General features: G+C 72.7%; 21 protein-coding genes and 1 tRNA gene. 10 read left to right on the top strand and 12 right to left on the bottom strand.

The window, feature by feature from the left end; genetic code table 11:
• Positions 1 to 20: 20 nt before the first annotated feature.
• Positions 21 to 1871, bottom strand: coding sequence for a hypothetical protein (locus tag OG559_RS12735; RefSeq protein WP_405115426.1), 1851 nt, complete (start codon positions 1869 to 1871; stop codon positions 21 to 23).
• Between the two features lie 211 nt (positions 1872 to 2082).
• Here OG559_RS12735 and OG559_RS12730 point away from each other — a divergent pair, with 211 nt between their 5' ends.
• The gene (locus tag OG559_RS12730; RefSeq protein ID WP_396671998.1) at positions 2083 to 2793 is read left to right on the top strand and encodes a class I SAM-dependent methyltransferase; all 711 of its coding nucleotides are present in this window, start codon (positions 2083 to 2085) and stop codon (positions 2791 to 2793) included.
• A gap of 107 nt (positions 2794 to 2900) precedes the next feature.
• Here the strand turns inward: OG559_RS12730 and OG559_RS12725 are convergent, their stop codons facing one another.
• Positions 2901 to 3434 (bottom strand): YbhB/YbcL family Raf kinase inhibitor-like protein, encoded by a 534-nt coding sequence (locus OG559_RS12725; protein ID WP_405115423.1) that lies wholly within the window; start codon positions 3432 to 3434, stop codon positions 2901 to 2903.
• Positions 3435 to 3451: 17 nt separating this feature from the next.
• Here OG559_RS12725 and OG559_RS12720 point away from each other — a divergent pair, with 17 nt between their 5' ends.
• Complete coding sequence (locus tag OG559_RS12720; protein WP_405115421.1) at positions 3452 to 4120, top strand: hypothetical protein; 669 nt, start codon at positions 3452 to 3454, stop codon at positions 4118 to 4120.
• A gap of 145 nt (positions 4121 to 4265) precedes the next feature.
• On the top strand, positions 4266 to 4517 hold the full coding sequence (locus OG559_RS12715) for a hypothetical protein (RefSeq protein ID WP_405115419.1): 252 nt from the start codon (positions 4266 to 4268) through the stop codon (positions 4515 to 4517).
• 119 nt (positions 4518 to 4636) lie between these two features.
• Here OG559_RS12715 and OG559_RS12710 read toward each other — a convergent pair whose 3' ends face one another.
• Complete coding sequence (locus tag OG559_RS12710; RefSeq protein ID WP_405115416.1) at positions 4637 to 5170, bottom strand: GNAT family N-acetyltransferase; 534 nt, start codon at positions 5168 to 5170, stop codon at positions 4637 to 4639.
• Between the two features lie 197 nt (positions 5171 to 5367).
• A tRNA-Ser gene (locus OG559_RS12705) sits at positions 5368 to 5454 on the bottom strand.
• A 447-nt stretch (positions 5455 to 5901) separates the two neighbouring features.
• On the opposite strand from OG559_RS12705, the gene OG559_RS12700 reads away from it, so the two are divergent.
• Positions 5902 to 6879 carry an NAD(P)H-quinone oxidoreductase gene (locus tag OG559_RS12700; protein ID WP_405115413.1) on the top strand — a complete coding sequence of 326 codons (978 nt, stop codon included), beginning with the start codon at positions 5902 to 5904 and terminating at the stop codon, positions 6877 to 6879.
• Here OG559_RS12700 and soxR read toward each other — a convergent pair.
• Positions 6866 to 7339 (bottom strand): redox-sensitive transcriptional activator SoxR, encoded by a 474-nt coding sequence (gene soxR / locus OG559_RS12695; RefSeq protein ID WP_405115411.1) that lies wholly within the window; start codon positions 7337 to 7339, stop codon positions 6866 to 6868. The genes OG559_RS12700 and soxR overlap by 14 nt on opposite strands.
• Positions 7340 to 7385: 46 nt before the next feature.
• Here soxR and OG559_RS12690 point away from each other — a divergent pair, with 46 nt between their 5' ends.
• Complete coding sequence (locus tag OG559_RS12690) at positions 7386 to 8099, top strand: transketolase (protein ID WP_405115409.1); 714 nt, start codon at positions 7386 to 7388, stop codon at positions 8097 to 8099.
• Positions 8100 to 8107: 8 nt separating this feature from the next.
• The gene (locus OG559_RS12685) at positions 8108 to 8995 is read left to right on the top strand and encodes a transketolase family protein (protein WP_405116618.1); all 888 of its coding nucleotides are present in this window, start codon (positions 8108 to 8110) and stop codon (positions 8993 to 8995) included.
• Between the two features lie 6 nt (positions 8996 to 9001).
• On the opposite strand, the gene OG559_RS12680 is transcribed toward OG559_RS12685, so the two are convergent.
• Positions 9002 to 9709, bottom strand: a complete 708-nt coding sequence (locus OG559_RS12680) for a glycosyltransferase family 2 protein (protein ID WP_387022683.1) — start codon at positions 9707 to 9709, stop codon at positions 9002 to 9004.
• 124 nt (positions 9710 to 9833) lie between these two features.
• On the opposite strand from OG559_RS12680, the gene OG559_RS12675 reads away from it, so the two are divergent.
• A complete protein-coding gene (locus OG559_RS12675) occupies positions 9834 to 12059 on the top strand; it encodes a hypothetical protein (RefSeq protein ID WP_405115408.1) in 2226 nt (741 codons plus the stop codon).
• A gap of 96 nt (positions 12060 to 12155) precedes the next feature.
• Here OG559_RS12675 and OG559_RS12670 read toward each other — a convergent pair whose 3' ends face one another.
• A complete protein-coding gene (locus tag OG559_RS12670; RefSeq protein ID WP_405115406.1) occupies positions 12156 to 12665 on the bottom strand; it encodes a hypothetical protein in 510 nt (169 codons plus the stop codon).
• Positions 12666 to 12996: 331 nt separating this feature from the next.
• Positions 12997 to 14169: a thiolase family protein gene (locus OG559_RS12665; RefSeq protein WP_405115404.1), complete on the bottom strand. Its 1173-nt coding sequence runs from the start codon at positions 14167 to 14169 to the stop codon at positions 12997 to 12999.
• A 115-nt stretch (positions 14170 to 14284) separates the two neighbouring features.
• On the opposite strand from OG559_RS12665, the gene OG559_RS12660 reads away from it, so the two are divergent.
• Complete coding sequence (locus tag OG559_RS12660; protein ID WP_405115402.1) at positions 14285 to 14734, top strand: PH domain-containing protein; 450 nt, start codon at positions 14285 to 14287, stop codon at positions 14732 to 14734.
• A 33-nt stretch (positions 14735 to 14767) separates the two neighbouring features.
• Here the strand turns inward: OG559_RS12660 and OG559_RS12655 are convergent, their stop codons facing one another.
• Positions 14768 to 15679, bottom strand: a complete 912-nt coding sequence (locus tag OG559_RS12655; protein WP_405115400.1) for a rhomboid family intramembrane serine protease — start codon at positions 15677 to 15679, stop codon at positions 14768 to 14770.
• 64 nt (positions 15680 to 15743) lie between these two features.
• Positions 15744 to 16274, bottom strand: coding sequence for a peptidylprolyl isomerase (locus tag OG559_RS12650; RefSeq protein ID WP_405115398.1), 531 nt, complete (start codon positions 16272 to 16274; stop codon positions 15744 to 15746).
• A gap of 84 nt (positions 16275 to 16358) precedes the next feature.
• Here OG559_RS12650 and OG559_RS12645 point away from each other — a divergent pair, with 84 nt between their 5' ends.
• Positions 16359 to 17198, top strand: coding sequence for a hypothetical protein (locus OG559_RS12645; protein WP_405115396.1), 840 nt, complete (start codon positions 16359 to 16361; stop codon positions 17196 to 17198).
• Between the two features lie 133 nt (positions 17199 to 17331).
• Here OG559_RS12645 and corA read toward each other — a convergent pair whose 3' ends face one another.
• Entirely contained in the window at positions 17332 to 18474 is a 1143-nt protein-coding gene (gene corA, locus OG559_RS12640; protein ID WP_405115394.1) for a magnesium/cobalt transporter CorA, read from the bottom strand.
• Positions 18475 to 18846: 372 nt separating this feature from the next.
• Positions 18847 to 19941 carry a PLP-dependent aminotransferase family protein gene (locus OG559_RS12635; protein ID WP_405115391.1) on the bottom strand — a complete coding sequence of 365 codons (1095 nt, stop codon included), beginning with the start codon at positions 19939 to 19941 and terminating at the stop codon, positions 18847 to 18849.
• Positions 19942 to 20179: 238 nt separating this feature from the next.
• Between OG559_RS12635 and OG559_RS12630 the strand changes: the two genes are divergently transcribed.
• Positions 20180 to 21010 carry a 3'(2'),5'-bisphosphate nucleotidase CysQ gene (locus OG559_RS12630; protein ID WP_405115389.1) on the top strand — a complete coding sequence of 277 codons (831 nt, stop codon included), beginning with the start codon at positions 20180 to 20182 and terminating at the stop codon, positions 21008 to 21010.
• The last annotated feature ends 53 nt before the right edge of the window (positions 21011 to 21063 follow it).

Below are 21063 nucleotides of genomic sequence, written 5' to 3'. Positions count from 1 at the left end.
CTGGTCCGCCGGCGGCGGGCTCAGTCCGTGAGGGGCCGGACGTCCCAGACCCAGACCCCCCCGGTGTACGTGGGGCGGATGCCGGTCAGCTCGGTCATCCCCCGGCGTAGCGCGTCGGCGTGCTCGTGCGGGCCGAGCAGCACCACCCCGGCCCGCCAGTACCGGAGGTCCTCCAGCGCGGACGCCCGGATCGGCGCGGTGACCGGCGGGACCTGGCCGGTGCGCCGGATGGTGATGAAGAAGCTGCTGGTGGGGCGGGGCGGGGCGGTGAACAGGGCGATCCGCCCCTCAGGTGCCCGCGGTCGGGTATCCGGCCCGAGGAAGTAGCCCCGGGCCAGCGGCAGGTCCAGGCGGGTCGCCGCCGACCAGCGCAGCGGATCGGGGTAGTCGGTGTCCGGCAGCGGCAGGGTCACCACGCTGCGCCCGCCGGCCACGTACGGACGCCAGGCGCCGGAGGTGACGAACTCGGGCACCGGGTCGAGCCGTACCGAGGGCAACGGGGTGGGGAACGCGGGGAGCAGCGCCATGGTCAGCATGGTGGCGGTGGCGAAGCGGATCTGCGGGCGGGCGGCCGGGTGCTCCCGGGCCAGCCGGCGGGCCCGTTCCGCGCCGAACGCGAGCAGCACCCCGACCACCGGGACGGTCGCCAGCGCCCACCGGGTGGGCACCACCGAGTGCAGGATCGGCAGGTTCTCCAGGGCCGCCCAGGGCCCGGCGATCCCGGTCGCCCGGCCCTCGAACTGGATCTCCCGGCCGAGGGAGAGCACTGCGAAGAGCAGGCCGACCGCGGCGAGGCCGAGCACCACGGGGCTGCGCCGCAGCCACCACACCAGGGCACCGACCAGGATGACCAGCGGCCAGCCGAAGAAGCCGTTCTCCTCGGTGGGGTTCTTGACCAACTTGAGGTTGGTCCGCGGGTCGCCGGCGATCGACTCCCGGCCAAACGCGGTGAACGAGGCGAGGTCGGTGCGGTAGCCGCGGATCAGCTCGGACAGACCCTCGTACGCGCCGGGGCCGAAGAACTGCACGTACAGCGGGTACGCCAGCAGCACCACGGCCAGGGCGGCGGCGACCGCCAGCCCGGCGAGGAACGGCCGGGCCCGCCGGCGCAGCTCGGGCCGACCCAGGGCCAGCGCCACGACCACCACGCCGAGCCCGATGGCGGTCATCAGCAGGATCTCCAGGTTGATGAAGGCCTGCCAGACGATCACCAGCCCGAGCAGCACGCCGTTGCGCAGCCACCGGCCGCCGTCGGGCAGCCGCAGGGTGCGCCAGACGATCAGGGGCACCACGAACTGGCTGACGATGTTGGGATGGGCGTTGGCGTGCGAGACCATCGCCGGGGCGAACGCGCAGAACCCGGCCCCGAGCCAGGCTGGCCCCCGGGAGCCGACCAGCACCCGGGAGAGGACGAAGTACCAGGCGGTCGCGGTGGCGATCATGCCGCCGGTGAGAAACACCAGAAAAGCGGTACGCGGCCCGAACAGGACGGTGACCGGCGTCATTGGCAGAGAAATGGATAATACGGACGTGTTGGCCATGAGATTGACGCTGTCCGGCACATTCATCCGGTCCGAGCCGAACGGATAGGCGAAATCGGTCAGCACGCGCGCGCCGTGCGCCATCATCCACTCGAAGAGCGCCTGGTCGGATCGGTTGTCCCGGACCCCGTGCGCCGGGTTCACCCAGAGCCGGACGGTCACCCAGAAAGCGATCAGCGCGAAGCTGAGCACGGCGAGGATGTCCGTCCAGCGCCCCCGCCGGGACGCCGCGGCCCTGCCCGCCCCCTCGTCAGACACATCCGGCACCGGGGGCTCGGCCTCGCCGCCCCCGGGCTCACCATCGGGCCGGTCCGATTGAGGAGTAGTCATGGCAATTCATAGAGTAGTCACGGTATGGCGCTGACGTGACATGTTTCTGGGGACTGGCGTACTATGTGCCGGGTTCGCCGACCGCCGATCTCGTGCCCACCCCCGACCGCAATTCGGCCACCACGATGCCCCGATTTCCCCACCGTCCGCTTCGGATGGTTCACTCTGTCGGTCCCGGGGCAGGTCGAGTCATACCGTGAGGAATCGACGCATGGCAGAAATCACTGGGGATCAGCGTGTCCAGTCCGAGGTGCTGGAAGGCCTCGCGACGGCGGTCAACCACCGCAGGTGGTTCGTCGAACTGGCCGTCCCGCACCTCGGTGACAACCCGATCGAGATCGGCAGCGGGCTGGGTGACTACGCCCTGGCGTGGGCGGACCACTTCCCCAGGTTCACCGCCACCGAGGCCGACCCGGACCGGCTGGTCGCCCTGAAGGAGCGCCTCGCCGCGCAGCCGAACATCGAGGTCCGGCAGATGCTGCTGCCGCACTCCGAGCGCGGGGACTACAGCGCCGCCGTGTCGTACAACGTGCTGGAGCACATCGAGGACGACGTGAGCGCGCTGGCCAGCATGCGCGACCTGGTCCGGCCGGGTGGCGCCGTGGTGATCATCGTGCCGGCGTTCCAGTTCGCGATGGGCCCCGCCGATATCGCCACCGGCCACGTCCGCCGGTACACGAAGAAGACCCTGTCCGCCGCGATGACCGAGGCCGGCCTGACCGTGGAGAAGATCCACTACGCGAACGCGCTCGGCCTGATCGGCTACTTCATGGCGACCAAGGTCTTCCGGCTGATGCCGAAGGAGGGCCCGATGGTGAAGGTCTACGACACCCTCGTCCTCCCCGCCACCAAGGCGGCGGAGCAACTGGTCCGCCCCCCGTTCGGCCAGTCCGTCTTCGCCGTAGCCCGCGTCCCCGCCTGACCCCCACCCCACCCCGACCGACCCCGCGATCTTGCACTTTCGGCCCGGACAATCCGGACATGTGCCGCGAGACGCGGGCCGCAAGTGCAAGATCGCGGGCGGGTGGCTCAGTCCTTGACCTGGTACGTGGGGCGGATGACCGCGCGGGCCAGGGTGTGGAAGGCGAGGTTGAAGCCGACGTACGCGGGGGTGGCGTCCGGGCCCACGTCGAGGCGCTCGACGTCGACCGCGTGCACGGCGAAGACGTACCGGTGCGGGCGGTCGCCGGCCGGCGGGGCCGCGCCGCCGAAACCGGCCGCGCCGTAGTCGCTGCGGACGCTGAACGCGTCGCCCAGGGCGGCCTCGTCGACGCCCCGGGGCAGCTCGGTCACCGAGGCGGGAAGGTTGACCAGCACCCAGTGCCAGAAGCCGCTGCCGGTCGGCGCGTCCGGGTCGAAGCAGGTGACCACGAAGCTCTTCGTCTCGGCGGGGAAGTCCGACCAGGCGAGTTGGGGCGAGACGTTCCCCCCGCCGACGCTGCCGTGGGCGTGCCGGGCGTCCATCGGCTCGCCGTTGTGCACGTCGTCACTGGTCAGGGTGAACGACGCAACGGTCGGCAGCAGCTCGTACGGGTCCGGGGCGATCGGTCGTTCCAGGGACATCGGGGACGGTCCTTCCGGTGAGCGCGACTTTCCTGCGCACCTTCTTACCCCGCCACGACCCGCAATCGACCACCGGCACGTCGGATCAGCGCGAAGACTCTTCTGACTCAGGATGCTCTGGCGTGGCCATGCTGGCGGACACGAACGGTTCCATCAGCACGTGGTACCGCTCGGCCGTCAAGCGGTCGCGCTTCAAAATGCCGCGCGCGGTGATCACCGTGCCGCTGATCGCGCTCGAGCACAGCTCAGGCTGGTGGGCATCGAGTTCCTCCGCTCGCGGCCGGAAGCTCGCAAGCACGGTGTTACGGATCTCGGAGTTTCTGTGCCGCAGAAACCATGGCTGCGTTGCTGGCGTCGCGCCCGCCCTGTTGCCACAGATCGAGGGCACGATCGACTACTCGGGCCGACGCCTCCGGCGCCACCAGCGAAAACCGATCGTCGCCGCGACGATGAGCGGAGATCGGGTAGTTCTTGGAAGATTTCGGCCCCTGGAAGGGCCGTTTGCTTCCAAGATCTACCAGTTCCGAGGTCGGGCGGCCTCCCGGGAACCGCCGGCGGCCGGTTGGGCGCGCAAGATCCGCTCGATCGTGACCGCTGTGCAGACCAGGACCATGTCAGGGGTTCGCCGGGGCCCGCCCGCCCAGGGAGCGGCCCTGAAGCAATGCGGCCGGCGATTTCACGCATGAACCCCCGCGTCTCGTTGTCGAGCACGTCGCTCTCCTCCGGCGGCCGGCATTCGTCGCGCCGAGCTTGGCCGCGTCTGCGAGGACCGGGAGAACGGTGAGACCGACCGAACAGCGTGGGTTCGAACCCACGAAGAGCATCGCCGCCTTGATCTTCAAGATCAACTTCTGGCGGGCAAGTGACCAGCACGTAAGCAAGCCGCCACTGCTGGTCGCCGCTCGGTTGCCGCCGGCCGGGCCGGCAAGGGGCGATGGTCGTTGGCCGCCGCCGGTACAGTGCCGCAGCATGGGCGCACTCAAGCCGTGGCACGTCGCCACGCTCTGCTGTCTCGTCACGTCGGCAGCGCTGCTCGCTGGCCTCATCTGGTTCGTGGCAAGCCGGGCAAGCCGCCGTCGCTAGTGCTCGCCATGCCCCTCCGGCAGCCCTCAGTTGAGCTGCTCGGCCAGTGCGACGATGATGCCCTTCCGAGCGAGACGAAGTGAGACCGACTCACCATACGTAGGGTTCAGTGAAACCACTCAGGGCTGGTCTTCTCGTCGTTTCGCGTCGCCCGCCCGGGTCATGCGGACGTTCGGCAGCCTGTCCCGCCACATCTGCCGCTCGCCGGTGTCTTCGAAGCCGTAGTGCTTGTAGAAGCTGATGGCTCGCTCGTTATAAGCGGTGACCCACAGACTGATGGATTCGTCGTCGGCCCAGGCGAGGAATGCCGCCATCAACTGACGCCCGATGCCTCGGCCCTGTGCCTGTCGCAGCATGTACATCGGCCCGAGGCTGACCGCTTCGGCCCGACGCCCGCACAGGAAACCGACGATCTCGTCCCCGTGGCGCACGACACGACAGAAGCGACGACCGGGCCGGCGCTCGACCTCCTCGATGAACCCCTGCCACTGGGCAATGCCCTCACTGGTGACTACCTCGCCGCGATGCGCCTGGATCCATGCCTCATTGATCCCCGCGTCCCGATTGGGGTAGGTCTGCAGCCAGGCCGCCAGGAGCGTGCGGGCAAGGGCTGGGGCGTCCTCAGCCCGGGCGCTGTCGATCAGGAAGTCCACATGGCATTGTTCAGCCTGATCCGAGTTGGAGCCGGGACCGGTAGAGAAAGGGCCGGATACCGCCGACACGTGAACGACACGACCAGTGAGATCCACCCGCCCCAAGGGGAGACGGAGCGAAACCCGCTCACCATCCATGAAAACGCCCCCTGACCGGCATTCGCGCTGGTCAGGGGGCGTTTCTGCTGTTCCGCGGGCGGAGGGTGTGGGATTCGAACCCACGAAGACATCGCTGCCTTACCGGTTTTCAAGACCAGCGCCATCGGCCACTAGGCGAACCCTCCCGGACCACGCCCGGCTGGACGCGACCGCTGCCTAGTCTGCCAGAAGCCGGCCGGCGGGTGATCCGCTGTCCCACCGTGGCTGAACCGGCGACCGGACGCGGGACACCACCGCCGTCGTGCTGACCAGCGAATCATGGTCGCCGCCGGGTCCACAGTGGCCCGACTGCCGGCCCGCCGGCTCCCCCGCCCGGTGCACCCGCGCGGCGACCTGCTCCGCCGGACGATAGTCAACGACCGGACCGACCCTCGACGTCCGGGCCGACGTCGACGCCCGAACCGACGTCGACGCCCGGACCGACCTCGACGCCCGGACCGACCTCGACGTCCGGGACCGACACGGTCCCGGATCGGGCTGCGGCCGGTCACCCCGGAGCATGCCCCGCAGGAAAGGGTGGACGAGATCCGGTCCGGATGTGGACGGAGAGCAGGATCGGGTAAGACTGGGCCATGCGCGCGATCACGATCCCGGAGCCCGGCGGACCCGACGCACTCGTCTGGGCGGAGGTGCCCGATCCGGAGCCCGGCCCCGGCGAGGTGGTCGTGCACGTGCGGGCCAGCGCGGTGAACCGGGCCGACCTGCTGCAACGGCAGGGGCACTACCCACCGCCGCCGGGCGCGCCCGCGTACCCCGGGTTGGAGTGCTCGGGGGTGATCGGCGCGATCGGTGCGGACGTCACCGGGTGGGCGGTCGGCCAGGAGGTCTGCGCGCTGCTGGCCGGCGGCGGGTACGCCGAGCGGGTGGCCGTGCCCGCCGGGCAGCTCCTGCCGGTGCCGGACGGCGTCGGCCTGGTCGACGCGGCGGCGCTGCCGGAGGTGGCCTGCACGGTCTGGTCGAACGTGGTCCGGCTCGCCGGGCTGGCGAAGGGCGAGACGCTGCTGGTGCACGGCGGGGGCAGCGGGATCGGCACATTCGCCGTCCAGCTCGGCACGGCGCTCGGCGCGACGGTCGTGGTGACCGCCCGGTCGGCCAAGCACGAGCGGCTGCGCGAGCTGGGTGCCGCACACGCGATCGACTACCGGGAGCAGGACTTCGTCGAGGAGGTCCGGCGGGTCACCGACGGCCGGGGCGCGGACGTCATCCTCGACATCATGGGCGCTTCCTACCTGGCCCGGAACGTGGCCGCGTTGGCCACCGGCGGCCGGCTCGTGGTGATCGGCATGCAGGGCGGCCGGAAGGCGGAGCTGGACCTGGGCGCGCTGCTGGCGAAGCGGGCCTCGGTGGCGGCCACCGCGCTGCGGTCCCGGCCGCTGGCGGAGAAGGCGGCGATCGTCGCGGGCGTACGGGAGCAGGTCTGGCCTCTGGTAGCCGACGGGGCGGTCCGCCCGGTCGTCGACCGGCGGCTGCCGATGGCCGAGGCCGCCGACGCGCACCGCCTGGTCGAGTCCAACGACCACGTCGGCAAGGTGCTGCTCACCGTCGACTGACCCCGGCGGGCGGGGGCTGCTCGGCGCGGGGCAGCATGAGCCGGGCGCCGGGGCCCTCGCCCGACAGCTTGTCCTCCAGGTTGTAGAGGGTGCAGCGCTGCAACGACAGGCAGCCGCAGCCGATGCAGCCGTCCAGGTCGTCGCGGAGCTTGGTCATCAGCCGGATCTTCTCGCTCAGCCGGGCCCGCCACGCGGTCGACAGCTCCGCCCAGTCGGCGGCCGTCGGGGTGCGGGAGGCGGGCAGCGAGTCCAGCGCGTCGCGGATCTCCTCCAGCGAGATGCCGACCTGCTGGGAGATCCGGACGAACGCCACCCGGCGCAGCTCGGTGCGGGCGTACCGGCGCTGGTTGCCGCTGGTGCGGTCGGCCCGGATCAGGCCGAGGCGCTCGTAGTAGCGGAGCGCAGACTGCGCGACGCCGCTGCGCGACGCGAGCTGGCCGATGGTCAGGGATTCCTGCATCACGTCGCCTTGAGTTGAAGGGCACTTCAACTTGCAGGCTAGCGGCATGACTGTCACGAGCGCCACCACACGGGCCGCCGAAGGTGGGCCACCCGCACCGCTCGGGCCCCTGCTGGAGCGAATCCGCGCAGGCCGGGAGTTCGGCCCGAACGTGTACTCGACCCTCGACGTCCTCCGGGTGCTCTACGACCGGGTACTGCGGATCACCCCGGCGACCGTCGACGACCCGGACCGGGACCGGTTCCTGCTCTCCAAGGGGCACGCCGTCGCCGGCTACTACGCCGTGCTGGCCGCGAAGGGCTTCGTGCCCGTCGACTGGCTCGACGACCAGGGCGGCCCGGACAGCCTGCTCGGCGAACACCCGGACCGGCTGCTGGTCCCCGGGGTGGAGATCGGCTCCGGCTCGCTCGGCCACGGCCTCGGCCTGGGCGCGGGCACCGCGCTCGGGCTGCGGGCCCAGGGCCTGACGAACCCCCGGGTGTACGTCCTGCTCGGCGACGCCGAACTGGACGAGGGGTCCAACCACGAGGCGATCGCGTACGCGGGCGCGGTCGGGCTGGCGAACCTGACCGCCGTGGTGATCGACAACGACTCGGCCAGCCATGGCTGGCGGGGCGGGATCGCGACCCGGTTCACCGTCAACGGGTGGACCGCCGCGACCGTGGACGGGCGCGACCACGACGCCCTGCACGACGCCCTCACCGGGCAGCACGGGAGCCGGCCGCACGTGGTCGTCGCGGTCGTCCGGGAGGGAGAGTGACCACGATGATGCGGGACGCCTTCGTCGACACGACCACTGCGCTGCTGGCCGAGCAGCCACGCACCGCGCTGGTGCTCGCTGACATCTCGGCCGAGTCGTTCGCCCCGGCCGCCGGGCGGCACCCCGACCGGGTGCTCAACGTGGGCATCCGGGAACAGTTGATGGTGGGGGTGGCCGGCGGGCTCGCGCTGACCGGGCTGCGGCCGATCGTGCACAGCTACGCCCCGTTCCTCGTCGAGCGGGCGTACGAGCAGATCAAGCTGGACCTGGACCACCAGGGCGTGAGCGCGGTGCTGGTCGGCATCGGCGCGTCGTACGACCGGGCCGATGCGGGGCGGACCCACCTGTCCCCGGCCGACGTCGCGTTGATCGACACCCTGGCCGGTTGGACCGTGCACGTGCCCGGGCACGCCGACGAGGTGTCCGCCCTGCTGCGCGCGGCGGTGGCCGGAGACGGTCCGGCGTACCTGCGGCTGTCGACGCTGGGCAACGACCGGCCGCACGGCACGGACGGGTCGCTTGCCGTGGTGCGGGACGCGGGGCCGGGAGCGCCGCTGCTGGTGGCGGTCGGGCCGGTGCTGGACGCGGCGCTGGCGGCGCTGGCCGGCCTGAAGGTGACTGTGGCGTACACCCACCGGCCGCGACCGTTCGACGTGGCCGGACTGCGGGCCCTCGCGGGGGCCGAGGTGATCCTGGTGGAGCCCTACCTGGCAGGGACGTCCGCCCGGCTGGTCGGTGACGCCCTGGTGGACCGGCCGCACCGGCTGCTGTCGCTGGGCGTGGGCCGGGAGGAGCTGCGACGGTACGGCTCCGCTGCCGACCACACCCGCTGGCACGGGCTGGACGCGGCGGGCCTGCGCCGGTCGGTCAGCGCCTTCCTCGAAGCGGGGCGCTGACCCGGGTCAGCGTCGCGGGGTGTCGACGGGACGGCGGCGGGTGCGCTCCCGGCCGAGGATCCAGATCGCCTCGACGCCGTCCTTCCAGGTGATCTTCTTGCCCTCCTCGCGGCCCCGCGCCCGGTAGCTGATCGGCACCTCGTACGGGCGGATGCGCCGGCGCAGCAGCTTGCCGGTCACCTCGGCCTCCATGCCGAAGCCCCGGGAGCGGACGTCGAGGGACCGGTAGAGGGCGACCGGCATCAGCTTGAAGCAGGTCTCCAGGTCGCCGATGTACGAGTTGAACAGCACGTTGGCCGCCATGGTGACGCCCTTGTTGCCCATCACGTACCAGAAGCTGTACGCGCTGTGGCTGCCGAAGGTGCGGTTGCCGTAGACCACCGTGGCCCGGCCGTCGAGCACCGGGGCGAGCAGTTTGGGGATGTCCTGCGGGTCGTATTCCAGATCGGCGTCGAGAATGACCATGTACTCGCCGTCGGCGTTGTCGACCGCCGTCTTGATGGCCGCGCCCTTGCCCGCGTTGCGCTGGTGGGTGATCACCCGCAGCCGAGCGTCGTCGGCGCGGCCGAGGATCTCGCCGGTGCCGTCGCGGCTGCCGTCGTCGACCACGAGCATCTCGATCTCGCACGGGTAGTCGACCGCCAGCGCCTGCTTGAGGGCATCCGCGATGCGTTCTTCCTCGTTGTAGACCGGCATCAGGATCGAGAGCTTCACGGGAAATCTCCACGGTGGCGGCGACACGTCGGCCCCAGCCTAGCCTGGCAGTTAAGACGGCGGTATTCCCCACCGTCGGGCGTGGGGGGCAGCGTATCCAGTCTGATGGTGTTTACTTCGCGCCATGTCGGCAGCCGGCTTCCTGCTCGTGGCGGCCCCACTCGCCGCCGCCCTGTCGCTCACCGTGGCGCTGCGGCCACGCGGGACCGACGAGGTTGCCCCGTTGCGCCTGGCCGTGATCCGAGCCGCCGTGGTCACCGGCGCGTTCGCGGTGCTGACGGTGGAGCTGCTCGGGGCGCTGCGCCTGCTGACCCTGCCCGCCTTCGCGGTCGCCTGGCTGATCTTCCTCGCCGTCGCCGCCGGGGCCGCCGGATGGCGACTCCGCCGCGACGGGACGCCGGGGGCCCCGGCCGCCGCCGCCCGCGCCGGCCTCGCCCGGCTGGCAGGCCGGTGGCGTACGACGGGGCGGGGCGAGCGGCTGCTGGCCGGCACGCTCGGCGGGCTGGTCCTGGTGGAGCTGCTGATCGCGCTGCTGGCTGAGCCCAACAACTTCGACTCGCAGACCTACCACCTGCCCAAGGTGGAGCACTGGGTGGCCCAGCGCGGCCTGGAGTTCTGGCCCACCGCGATCCACCGGCAGGTGACCATCCCGCCCGGCGCGGAGTACCTGCTGCTGCACCTGCGCCTGTTCACCGGCGGCGACGCGCTGCACAACCTGGTCCAGTGGGCCGCCGGGGTGGGCTGCCTGCTGGTCGCCGCCCGGATCGCCGCCCAGCTCGGCGGGGGGCGGCGGGCCCAGCTACTCACCGCGTTCGTGCTGGCCACCACCCCCATGGTGGCGCTCCAGGCGACCAGCACCCAGACCGACCTGGTCTGCGCCGCCTGGGTGGCCTGCGTGGCGACCCTGGCGCTGGACGGGCTGCGCCGGAGGGCCGGGGCCGGCACGCTGCTGCTGCTCGGCGCGGCGACCGGACTGACCGCGGTGACGAAGACCAGCGGGCTGATCGGGGTCGGCCCGTTGCTGCTGCTCTGGGGCATCGGCCAGCTCCGGCTGGCGTACCTGGGCGGACCGGTGCGGGCGGCCGGCGGCACCCCGGGCCGACCGGTGCTGGTCGGGGTCGGGGCGGCCGGCGGTGCGGGGGCGGTCGAGGGCGGTGCGGGGGCGGTCGAGGGCGGTGCGGGGGCGGTCGAGGGCGGGGACCACCCGGTGGCCACGGCCGGGTCGGCCGGGCCGGCGGTGCGCGGCGGCGTCACAGGCCGCCCGGCGGGATCGTCCCGGGTGGCCCGGGTGGCCCGGACCGCGGCCGGATCACTGCTGGTCCTGTTGGTCGCCCTGGCCGTGGTCGGGCCGTTCCTGGCCCGGGTACAGGCCGAGTTCGGTCACCCGCTGGGCCCGCCCCGGCTGCGCGAGTCGATCCCGATGGAGCGGCACGACCCGGCGTCGGTCCTGGTGAACGCGCTGCGCATCGGGCACACCGCGCTGGACACGCCGCTCGCCCCGGTCCGCGACGGCGCGGCCGAAGCGATCATGGCGGGGTCCCGTGCGATCGGGGTGGACCCGCAGGACCGGGCCATCACCTTCGGCCGGGAGGTGTTCCCGGTGCCTGCCTGGTACCCGGACGAGGACCGGGTGGCGTTCCCGCTGGCCGGCGCGCTCGCCCTGGTCGGTGCGGTGCTGGCGCTGGCCCGGCCGGCCCGGGTCGCCCCGGCCGCGGGCGGGGCGTTGCGGGCGTACGCCGTCGTGGTGGTGGCCGCCGTCCTGCTGCACACGGCGATGATCAAATGGCAGCCGTGGGGCAACCGGCTGCTGCTGTACGCCCTGATCCTGGCAGCCCCGTTGGCCGGCCTGTGGCTGGACGCGCTGTTCCGCCGCCGACTCGCGCCGGGCCGACGGTCGGTGGCCGCCGGCCTGGCGGCCACGGTGCTGGCCACCTCCGCCTTGGCCGGGGTGCTCGCCCTGTCGTACGGCTTCCCGCGCCGACTGGTCGGCGCCGGATCGGTCTTCACCACCTCGGAGTGGGACACCCGCTTCCTGCGTCGGCCACAGTGGACGGACGAGTTCCGCGGGGCCGCCGACGCGGTGCGGGCGTCCGGGGCCCGGCGGATCGGGCTGGTGCAGCAGAACGACAACTGGGAGTACCCGTGGTGGCTGCTGCTGCGTGACGCCGACGGCCGCCCGCCCGAGCTGGTGGCGCTGGAGTCGGTGCTGCCGGACCTCCCGCCGGCCGCCCCCGCCTCGACGGACGCGATCGTCTGCACCGGCAGCCGGGCGGCCTGCGTGAAGCTCGTGCCGCCCGGCTGGACGCTGACCTGGCGGGGCTACGTCGGCTACGCCCTCCCGCCCACCTGATCAGGACGCCCCGGGCGGCGGCCGAAGGTCGGCATCGGCCACATACCCGTTCGGCGGGTCGGGCCGATGGTCACCGGGCCCACCGTGCGGACCCGCTCAGCGAATCACCACGGGCCGCAACGCGGTGGGGCGGGCGGCGGGCGGGGCGTCGCCGATGGTGGCCACGATCCGCTCCCGGGCCGTCCGGAGCCGGGTCCGGAACGCGTGGTGCAGCAGGGTGTCGAGCTGCCACACCTGCCTCGGGTGCTGGGGCCGGATGAGGAACCGCTCCCGGACGCCGTCGATGGCGGTGGCGGCCAGCTCGACCGCGGGCAGCCGGGGGTCCGGGCTCCACGTGACGTCGGTCAACTCGCGCAGCTCGGCGTTGAGGTGCAGGCACAGGCGGTGCAGCACCCGGGTCTGCCGGATGACGACGAGTCGCCGGTGGGTCAGCAGCAGGAGGTACTCGCCGACCGGACGCTGCGGCCGGCTGCACCGGGTCACCAGGACGGTGGCGTCGCCCGCGCCGACGCAGCGGCGGAATATCGGTATGTGCCGGCTGACGGTCTGCGCCGCCAGTCCGGTGTCGGCGGCTGCGGGCAGGAACGTTCGGGAGAAGACGTCCATGCCCTGCCCAACGACAGGGGGGGCGGCGTGACATGGGTCACGGCCGATTTGCGGAACTTCCACGTTCCGGCGGCCCGCCGGGGGTCAGGGCGTCCCGGCGCGGCCGGGTGCCGGTGACGGTCACCCGACCGGCTGCGCTCACCGCAGCGGTCGTATGGGTCCGGGCTCAGCCGGCGAGCCCGTGCAGGGACTGGCCGTGCGGACCCGCCCAGGCGACCGGACGGCCGTCGAGGGAGAGCAGGAAACGGGTGGCGTCGCCGGGCGACGGCGCGGGGCGAGGGTTTTCCGGGCCTCCGGCCGGTGGGCGGGGAGCCTCCGGCCGGCGGGACTGTCAGAGCAGCTCGACGATGGTGGCGTTGGCCATGCCGCCGCCCTCGCACATGGTCTGCAGGCCGTAGCGGATGCCGTTGTCCCGCATGTGCTGGAGCATCGTGGTCATGATCCGGGCCCCGGAGGCGCCGAGCGGGTGGCCCAGGGCGATCGCGCCGCCGCGCGGGTTCAGCCGCTCCGGGTCGGCCTCCGTCTCGGCCAGCCAGGCCAGCGGGACCGGGGCGAACGCCTCGTTCACCTCGTACACGCCGATCTCCTCGATGCCCAGCCCCGCGCGGCGCAGCGCCTTCGCGGTGGCCGGGATGGGGGCGGTGAGCATGGCGACCGGGTCGTCGGCGGCGACCACGGCGGTGTGCACCCGGGCCAACGGGCGCAGGCCGTGCCGGCCGGCCCACTCGGAGGTGGTGACGGCGAGCGCGGCGGCGCCGTCGGAGATCTGGGACGCCGAGCCGGCGGTGACCACGCCGTCGGACCGGAACGGGGTCTTCAGCTCGCCGAGCTTCGCCAGCGTGGTGTCCCGGCGGATGCCCTCGTCGGCGGCGAACCTCCCGCCTTCGGGCAGGACCAGGGGGGCCAGCTCGGGATCGAACGCCCCGGCGTCCTGCGCGACGGCGGCCTTCTCGTGGCTGGCCAGGGCGAACTCGTCGAGTTGGGCGCGGGAGAAGCGCCAGCGGGCGGCGATCAGCTCCGCGCCGACGCCCTGGTTGAACGGCAGCGGGGAGTCCTCGGCGAAGCCCTCGACCCCCCGGTAGCGGTCGCGGATCTGGTCGCTGAACGGCGCGGCGTCGCCGACGCTGGAGCCCATCGGAACCCGGGTCATCGACTCGACACCGCCGGCCACCACCAGCTCGGCCTGGCCGGAGGCGACGGTGGCGGCGGCGAAGTGCAGGGCCTGCTGGCTGGACCCGCACTGCCGGTCCAGCGTGGTGCCGGGCACCGACTCCGGCCAGCCGGCGGCGAGCACGCCGTTGCGGGCGACGTTCCACGACTGCTCGCCGACCTGGGACACGCAGCCCCAGACGACGTCGTCGACCTGCGCGGGATCGATCCCGGTGCGCTCGGCCAGGGCGCGCAGCACATGGGCCGAGAGGTCGACCGGATGCACGGAGGCCAGGCTGCCCTTGCGCCGCCCGACCGGGGTCCGTACCGCACCGACGATGACCGCGTCACTCATGTTTACTCCCCGGTAACCTGGCGGGCCTCGATACTACGTCCTGTCCCGGCCGGCCGTCCCCCACACCGGCCGGTGGCGGCAGGCCGAGGCGGCCCCGGCAGGGCATGCTGTACGCATGCGGCCAGAGCGGATCCCGGAGTCGTCGACGGCGGAGCGGCAGTGGCGGGTGCCGGCATCGGTGCCGGTGGTCAAGTTGTTCGGCGCGGCGGTGCTGGTCGGGCTCGGGCTGCTCTTCGCCGAGGGCGACCGGGTGCGGCTGGTGCTGGCCTCGGCGGCCGCCGTCGGGCTCGCCGGTTGGGCGGCGCGCGACCTGCTGGTGCCGGTGCGGCTCGCCGTCGACCCGGCGGGGATCACGGTGGTCCGGGGTTTCGCCGGCCGACGCCGGCTCGCCTGGGACACCGTCGAGGCGATCACCGTGGACCGTAGACCCCGGCTGGGGCTGTCCACCGAGATCCTGGAGATCGACGTGGGCGACTCGCTGCACCTGTTCGGCCGGTACGACCTGGACGCCCCGCCCGGCGAGGTGGCCGAGGCGCTGCGCGCCGCCCACGGCGAGGCCCCCTGACACCACGCTGCGGGCCCCGGCCCGCGTCGGGGGTCAGCCCGTGAGCATCGCCGTGCGGACCACCGCGAGCCCGATCAGCGCCACCAGCACCAGCACGGCGCCGGCGGCCTGGAACAGCCCGCGCCGGGACCGGGGCGCGTACGCCAGCAGCAGGGCCATCACCCCGCCGATCACCAGCCCGCCGAGGTGGCCGGGGATGGAGATGCCCGGCACGGTCAGGGTGAAGACCAGGTTGATCACCAGGATCGGGAGGACCGAGGAGATGCTCCGCCCCATCCGGCGTTCGATCACGATCAACGCGGCGAACAGGCCGAAGACCGCGGTGGACGCCCCGGCCGTGGTGGAGTTCTCGGCGCTGAACAGGTAGGCGGCCACGTTCCCGCCGAGCCCGGCGACCAGGTAGAGGGAGAGGAAGCGCAGCGGCCCGAGGTTGGCCTCCAGCGACCGGCCGAGCACCCAGAGCGCCCACATGTTCAGCAGCAGGTGGATCACGCCGTAGTGCAGGAACATCGCGGTGACCAGCCGGTACCACTCGCCCTGGGCGATGCCGTGCACGCTGCCGTCGGGGAAGAGGGCCTGGCCGAGCACCGAGCCCCAGTCGGTCAGCGGCGTGCTGCCGCCCATCAGGCCACCGAAGCCGGAGCCGCCCGCCACCGCGTCCCCGCCCCGGTCGGAGGCGATGGACAGGACCATGAACAGCACGTTCAGCGCGATCAGGGTCTTCGTGACGTAGCCGTGCCGGCCGACGGTACCGCCGCCGAAGGCGGTACGCGTCGGCCGCACGCTACGGCGTCCCTCGTCCACGCACTCGGGGCACTGGTGCCCGACCGAGGCGTCCCGCATGCAGTCCGGGCAGATCGGCCGGTCGCAGCGGGCGCACCGGACGTACGTCTCCCGGCCGGTGTGCCGGTAGCAGACCGGGGTGGTCGGTGGGGACTCACTCACGGCCGCTGCCTCCCGGTGCCCGCGGGGCGCTCAGTCATGCGAGCAAAGGTACATCGCCACCCGGTCAGGCCGGGGTGCGCTCGATCTCGACCCGCTCGATGACGACGTCGGAGATCGGGCGGTCGCTCGGGCCGGTCGGGGTGCTGGCGATCGAGTCGACGACCTTCGCCGACGCCTCGTCGGCCACCTGGCCGAAGATGGTGTGCCGGTTGGTCAGGTGCGGGGTCGGCCCCACGGTGATGAAGAACTGCGAGCCGTTGGTGCCCGGCCCGGCGTTCGCCATGGCGAGCAGGTAGGGCCGGTCGAAGCGCAGCTCGGGGTGAAACTCGTCACCGAACTTGTAGCCCGGGCCGCCGCGACCGGTGCCGGTCGGGTCACCCATCTGGACCATGAAGCCGCTGATCACCCGGTGCGAGATCGTGCCGTCGTAGTACGGCCCGTTGCCCGGCTGACCCGTACGCGGGTCGGTGTATTCCTTGTTGCCCTCGGCCAGGTCCACGAAGTTACGGACCGTCTTCGGCGCGTGGTTGGGAAAGAGCTCCAGCCGGATCGGGCCAGCGTTGGTGTGCAAGGTGGCGTAGACAGCCTCGGCCACGGGTACTCCTCAGTCGTTGGTCAGTTCCATGCGGATCCTCCCATGTGCCCGATCTGGCAATGCGGAGGCATCCGAAGGTGGAGGATGACGGAGGAACAACTCCCAGGAGGTGGGACCGTGTTTGGAATCGGGCGGCGAAAGACCCAGGGGCAGCGGGCCAAGGTCGAGCTGAACCAGGGCATCGGTCACCTGAAGCAGGCCGCCACGTACGCGGCGAGGGGTGCCAGCGCTACGGTCGGCCCGCGGGTCCAGGCGGCCCGGGGCGCAGTCGCGCCGACCGCCCTCGTGGTGCGGGACCGGGCGTCGAGCAGTCTCGCGTCGACGGTCGCGGCCCTCGCGCCGCTGGCCCTGGCCGTCCGCAACGCCCAGGCCGAGGCGGCCGGCAAGGCCGTCGCCGGCAAGAAGGCCGCCGCCGGGCGGCAGGCCGCGCTGAGCAAGAAGGTCAAGGCGAAGAGCCTGAAGGTCACGCGGAGGAAGCAGAAGAAGTCGTCGCGCGGCACGATGGTCGGCCTGCTGGCCGCCGGCACGGTCGCCGGCCTGGCCGGCGCGATGGCCATGCGCCGCCGCCGGGACCAGCAGGAGTGGACCGAGTACGCCCCGGCCCGCACCCTGGAGCCGGCCCGCGACGAGGTGGACACCCTGATCGTGGAGACCCCGTCGGCGAACGGCGCGAAGGTGGCCGACTCGTCCACCATGTCCGGTGGCTCGTCGGTGGCCGGCGGGCCGACCGGGGCCGGCAGCTCGGCGGTGGCCGGGGGCGACAGCGCCTCCACCAGCACCCTCGACACCCAGCCGGTGATCCACCCGAACGACAAGGTGCCCTCGGTCGCCGAGGGCGCCCGGGACGTCTCCGGCCGTCCGGCCGACGACCTCACCACGGCACTCGGCAAGGAGCACACGGCGCGGTCCGGCGGCCGGCGCTGACCCCTTCGGGCCATCGCCCGCGGCGCGGAGACGACCCCCGTCGTCCCGCGCCGCGGGCGTTTCCGGGGCGCCTGTCCATCGCAGCCGGGCCAGGCCGGTGACGGGTGGTGACGGCGGGTGACGGGCGTCGGGCTCAGAGCCAGCCGTTGCGACGGAACCAGCGGTACAGGGACAGCGAGACGACCAGCATCAGGGCGAGCACGACCGGGTAGCCGTACGTCATCTTCAGCTCTGGCATGTTCGCGAAGTTCATGCCGTAGATGCCGGCGATCGCGGTCCAGACCGCGGCGATACCAGCCCACGCGGCGATCTTGCGCATGTCGTTGTTCTGGTCGACCGTGACCTGGGCCAGCCTCGCCTGGAGGATCGAGTTGAGCAGGTCGTCGTACGAGTTGACCTGCTCGACGGTGCGGCTGAGGTGGTCCTGCACGTCCCGGAAGTAGCGCCGCACCTCCTGCGGGACCTCCCGGTTGACCTGGGCGGTGAGGGTCATCAACGGCCGTTGCAACGGCGCCACCGCCCGCTTGAACTCGACCAGCTCCCGCTTCATCTGGTAGATCCGCTGGATCCGGCCGCTGCTCTGCCGGTCGAAGACGTCGGCCTCCAACACGTCCAGGTCGTCCTCCAGCCGGTCGGCCACCTCCAGGTAGAGGTCGACCACCCGGTCGGTGATCGCGTACGCGACGGCCCAGGGGCCGTGCTCCAGCAGCTCGTGCCTGGCCTCCAGGTCGGCGCGGACCGGAGCGAGCCGGCAGGCGTCCCCGTGCCGGACGCTGATCACGAAGTTCGGGCCGATGAACAGCATCACCTGCCCGGTCTCGACGACCTCCGAGTTCTCGGTCAGCTCGTCGTGCTCGCAGTACCGGGCGGTGCGCAGCACCAGGAAGGTGACCTCGCCGAAGCGTTCGAGCTTGGGCCGCTGCTGGGCCTTGACCGCATCCTCGACGGCCAGCTCGTGCAGGCCGAAGGTATCGGCGATCGCGGACATCTCGGCCAGATCGGGCTCGTGCAGGCCGACCCAGACGAACCCCCGCTCGCGGCGGGCCGCGGCCAGCGCCTCCGCGTAGTGCCACTCACCGGGCTGCCGGCTGCCGTCGACGTAGAGCCCGCAGTCCATCACCGCGCTGCGCCCCGGCCCGACCGGCTCGGGGACGCGCTGGCCCTCGTCGGGGTTGAGGATCCGGGTCATCACCCGCACCGGGGCCCAGGCCCGTGGCTTGATCACCCGCCCGCTGTCCGGCGACGTGGCCCGGCTCCGCTCCGCCCGGTCCGACATGGCGACCCCCTCCCCACGCTGTCGCGGCAGCCGCACGCCGTCGCGGGTTGCAGGGTACGCCCGCGCCCGACGCGGACCGGCCGGCGTCGGCCGCGCCTCAGCGGATGGCCGACAGGTGCCCGGGCGCGGAGTGGGGACGGCGCCGGGGCGGGCCGTGCCGCGTCAGGGGGGTGAGGGACGACACGGCCCACCCGGCGCCCTTGGGGGCGGGGGTTGTGCTGCGCGCACCACCGGTCGGGTGGCCGAGGCCCGCATCGGGGCAGGTCGGCCGGGCGACGTGAGTGGTGCTCGCAGCATTGTGGGCCGCGAACCGGCCGGGCGGGAGACCCGACCCGGCCGGCACCGCCTTTCTGTCAGGAATCCGACAGAAGTTCAGCCTCGGACGGCCGCCACCGCCTCCGCGAGACGACGAACACCCTCGTCGATCTGATCCGCGGTAACTGCCGAGAACGCCAGCCGTAGCGCGTGCTGACCGCCGTCGAGCACGAAGTCGCTGCCCTTGACCACCGCCACGCCCCGCTCGGCCGCCGCCGGGGCGAGCCGGTCCACCAGCACGTCCTCCGGCAGCTCCACCCAGAGGAAGTAACCGCCGTCCGGCTCCACGAACCGGGCCTCGGGAAGGTGCCGGCGCAGCGACTCGGCGAGCACCCGGGCCCGCTCGCCCAGCGCGGTGCTGACCGTCTCGATCGAACGGGTGATGTCGCCGGAGACGCAGAACTGGTGCACGATCGCCTCGGACACCATGCCGGGCGAGATGTAGAGGCTGGTCGCCTTCCTCGCGATGTCGGCGATCAGGTCCGCCGCCCCGATCAGGTAGCCGACCCGCACCCCCGGGCAGACCGTCTTGGTGAAGCTGGAGGCGTGCACCACCACGCCCCGGGTGTCGAGCGAGAGCATCGACGGCAGCGGCTCGCCCCGGAACCGGATGTCGGCGTACGGGTCGTCCTCGAAGATGATGAAGCCGTGCTCGGCCGCCAGGTCGAGCAGCTCCCGCCGCTTCTCCAGCGACAGCGTGACCCCGGCCGGGTTCTGGTAGTTGGGGATGACGTGCGCGAGCTTCGGGCGGACCCCGGACTCCAGCAGCTTGCGCAGCTCGGCGATGTCCAGGCCGTCCGGCTGGATCGTCACGCCGTGGATCTCGCCGCCCATCCGCTGGAGGTTGAGCAGCGTCCGGTCGTACGTCGGGCGCTCGACCACAACCGCGTCGCCGGGGCGGACCAGGTGATCGAACAGGAACGCGTCGGCCTGGAGCGAACCGTTGGTGATCAGCACCTGGTCGGCCTCGACGCCGTGCTTCTCGGCGATCCACTTCCGCAGGGGCGGGTAGCCGACGGAGGTGCCATAGGCCGTGACCCCGGCGGGGTCGGCGTCGAAGGCACGGACGGCGGCGGCCTTGAGCCCCTCGACATCAACGATGTCCAGCGAGGGAGCCCCACGGGCGAAGGAGATCAGCTGCTCGGCGGTCATGCGGACGAGCCTAGGGCCTGGGCCCGGCGGTCCGACCGGCATACACGCCAAGTTCAACATGCGGGCAGTGGACGGGCGGCGGAACGGCCGAGGCGAAAGCGGCCGGAGGTGCGCGACACTCAGGTGTCGATTATCGGACCGGTCCCTGGCCGCGTCCCCACGACCGCCGAAGGATGGGCGTCCGCACGACGCCGACAGACGGCACCAGCACCGGCACCGAAGGAGTGGTGAGATTCACGTGACCGAGGATGGTACGGGTCGGCTCGACGACCAGGCCTTCGCGCAGTGGCTGGCCGGCGAGGCCGGCACGGCGCTGACCGCGCTGCGCGCGGAGCAGGGCTTCGCCGACCCAACGGCGCTCAAGAACGCCGGCGACAAGGTCTCCCACGACCTGATGTCGACCGCCCTGGCCCGGTGGCGGCCCGCCGACGCGGTGCTCTCCGAGGAAGAGGCCGACAGCCGGCGTGCCTGGGCCGGCGACCCGTCCGCCGGGGCCCGTCCCGCACGGCTGGAGGCGGACCGGGTGTGGATCATCGACCCGCTCGACGGCACCCGCGAGTTCTCCGAGTCCGGCCGCGACGACTGGGCGGTGCACGTGGCGCTCTGGCAGCGCTCGGCCGGCCCGGACGGCGCGCTGGTGGCCGGCGCGGTCGGCATGCCGGCCCGTACCGCGCCGGACGGCACGCCGCTGGTTCTGGGCACCGCCGTACCCGCCGCGCCCGCCGTGGCCGGGCCGCTGCGGATCGCGGTGAGCCGCAGCCGGCCGCCCGCGTTCGTGGGCGAACTGGTCGAGGGCATCGGCGCCCGGGCGGTGCCGATGGGCTCGGCCGGGGTGAAGGTCTGCGCGGTGGTGACCGGCGAGGTCGACGCGTACGTGCACGCCGGGGGCCAGTACGAGTGGGACTCGGCGGCCCCGGTCGCGGTCGCCCTGGGCGCCGGCATGCACGCGTCCCGGATCGACGGCTCGCCGCTGCGCTACAACCGGGACGACCCGCGCCTGCCGGACCTGTTGGTCTGCCGCCCGGAGCACGCGGAGTCCCTGCTGACGGCCATCGACCGCCACCGTTGACCGACGGATCCGCCGCCCGGCGGGCGCGGTCGTGGTGCTCCCGCCCGGTCCCA

It is taken from the genome of Micromonospora sp. NBC_01405, assembly GCF_045040155.1.
GTDB lineage: Bacteria > Actinomycetota > Actinomycetes > Mycobacteriales > Micromonosporaceae > Micromonospora.
Note: the sequence above shows the minus strand (reverse complement) of the source record. Positions and strands in the feature narration are given on the sequence as shown.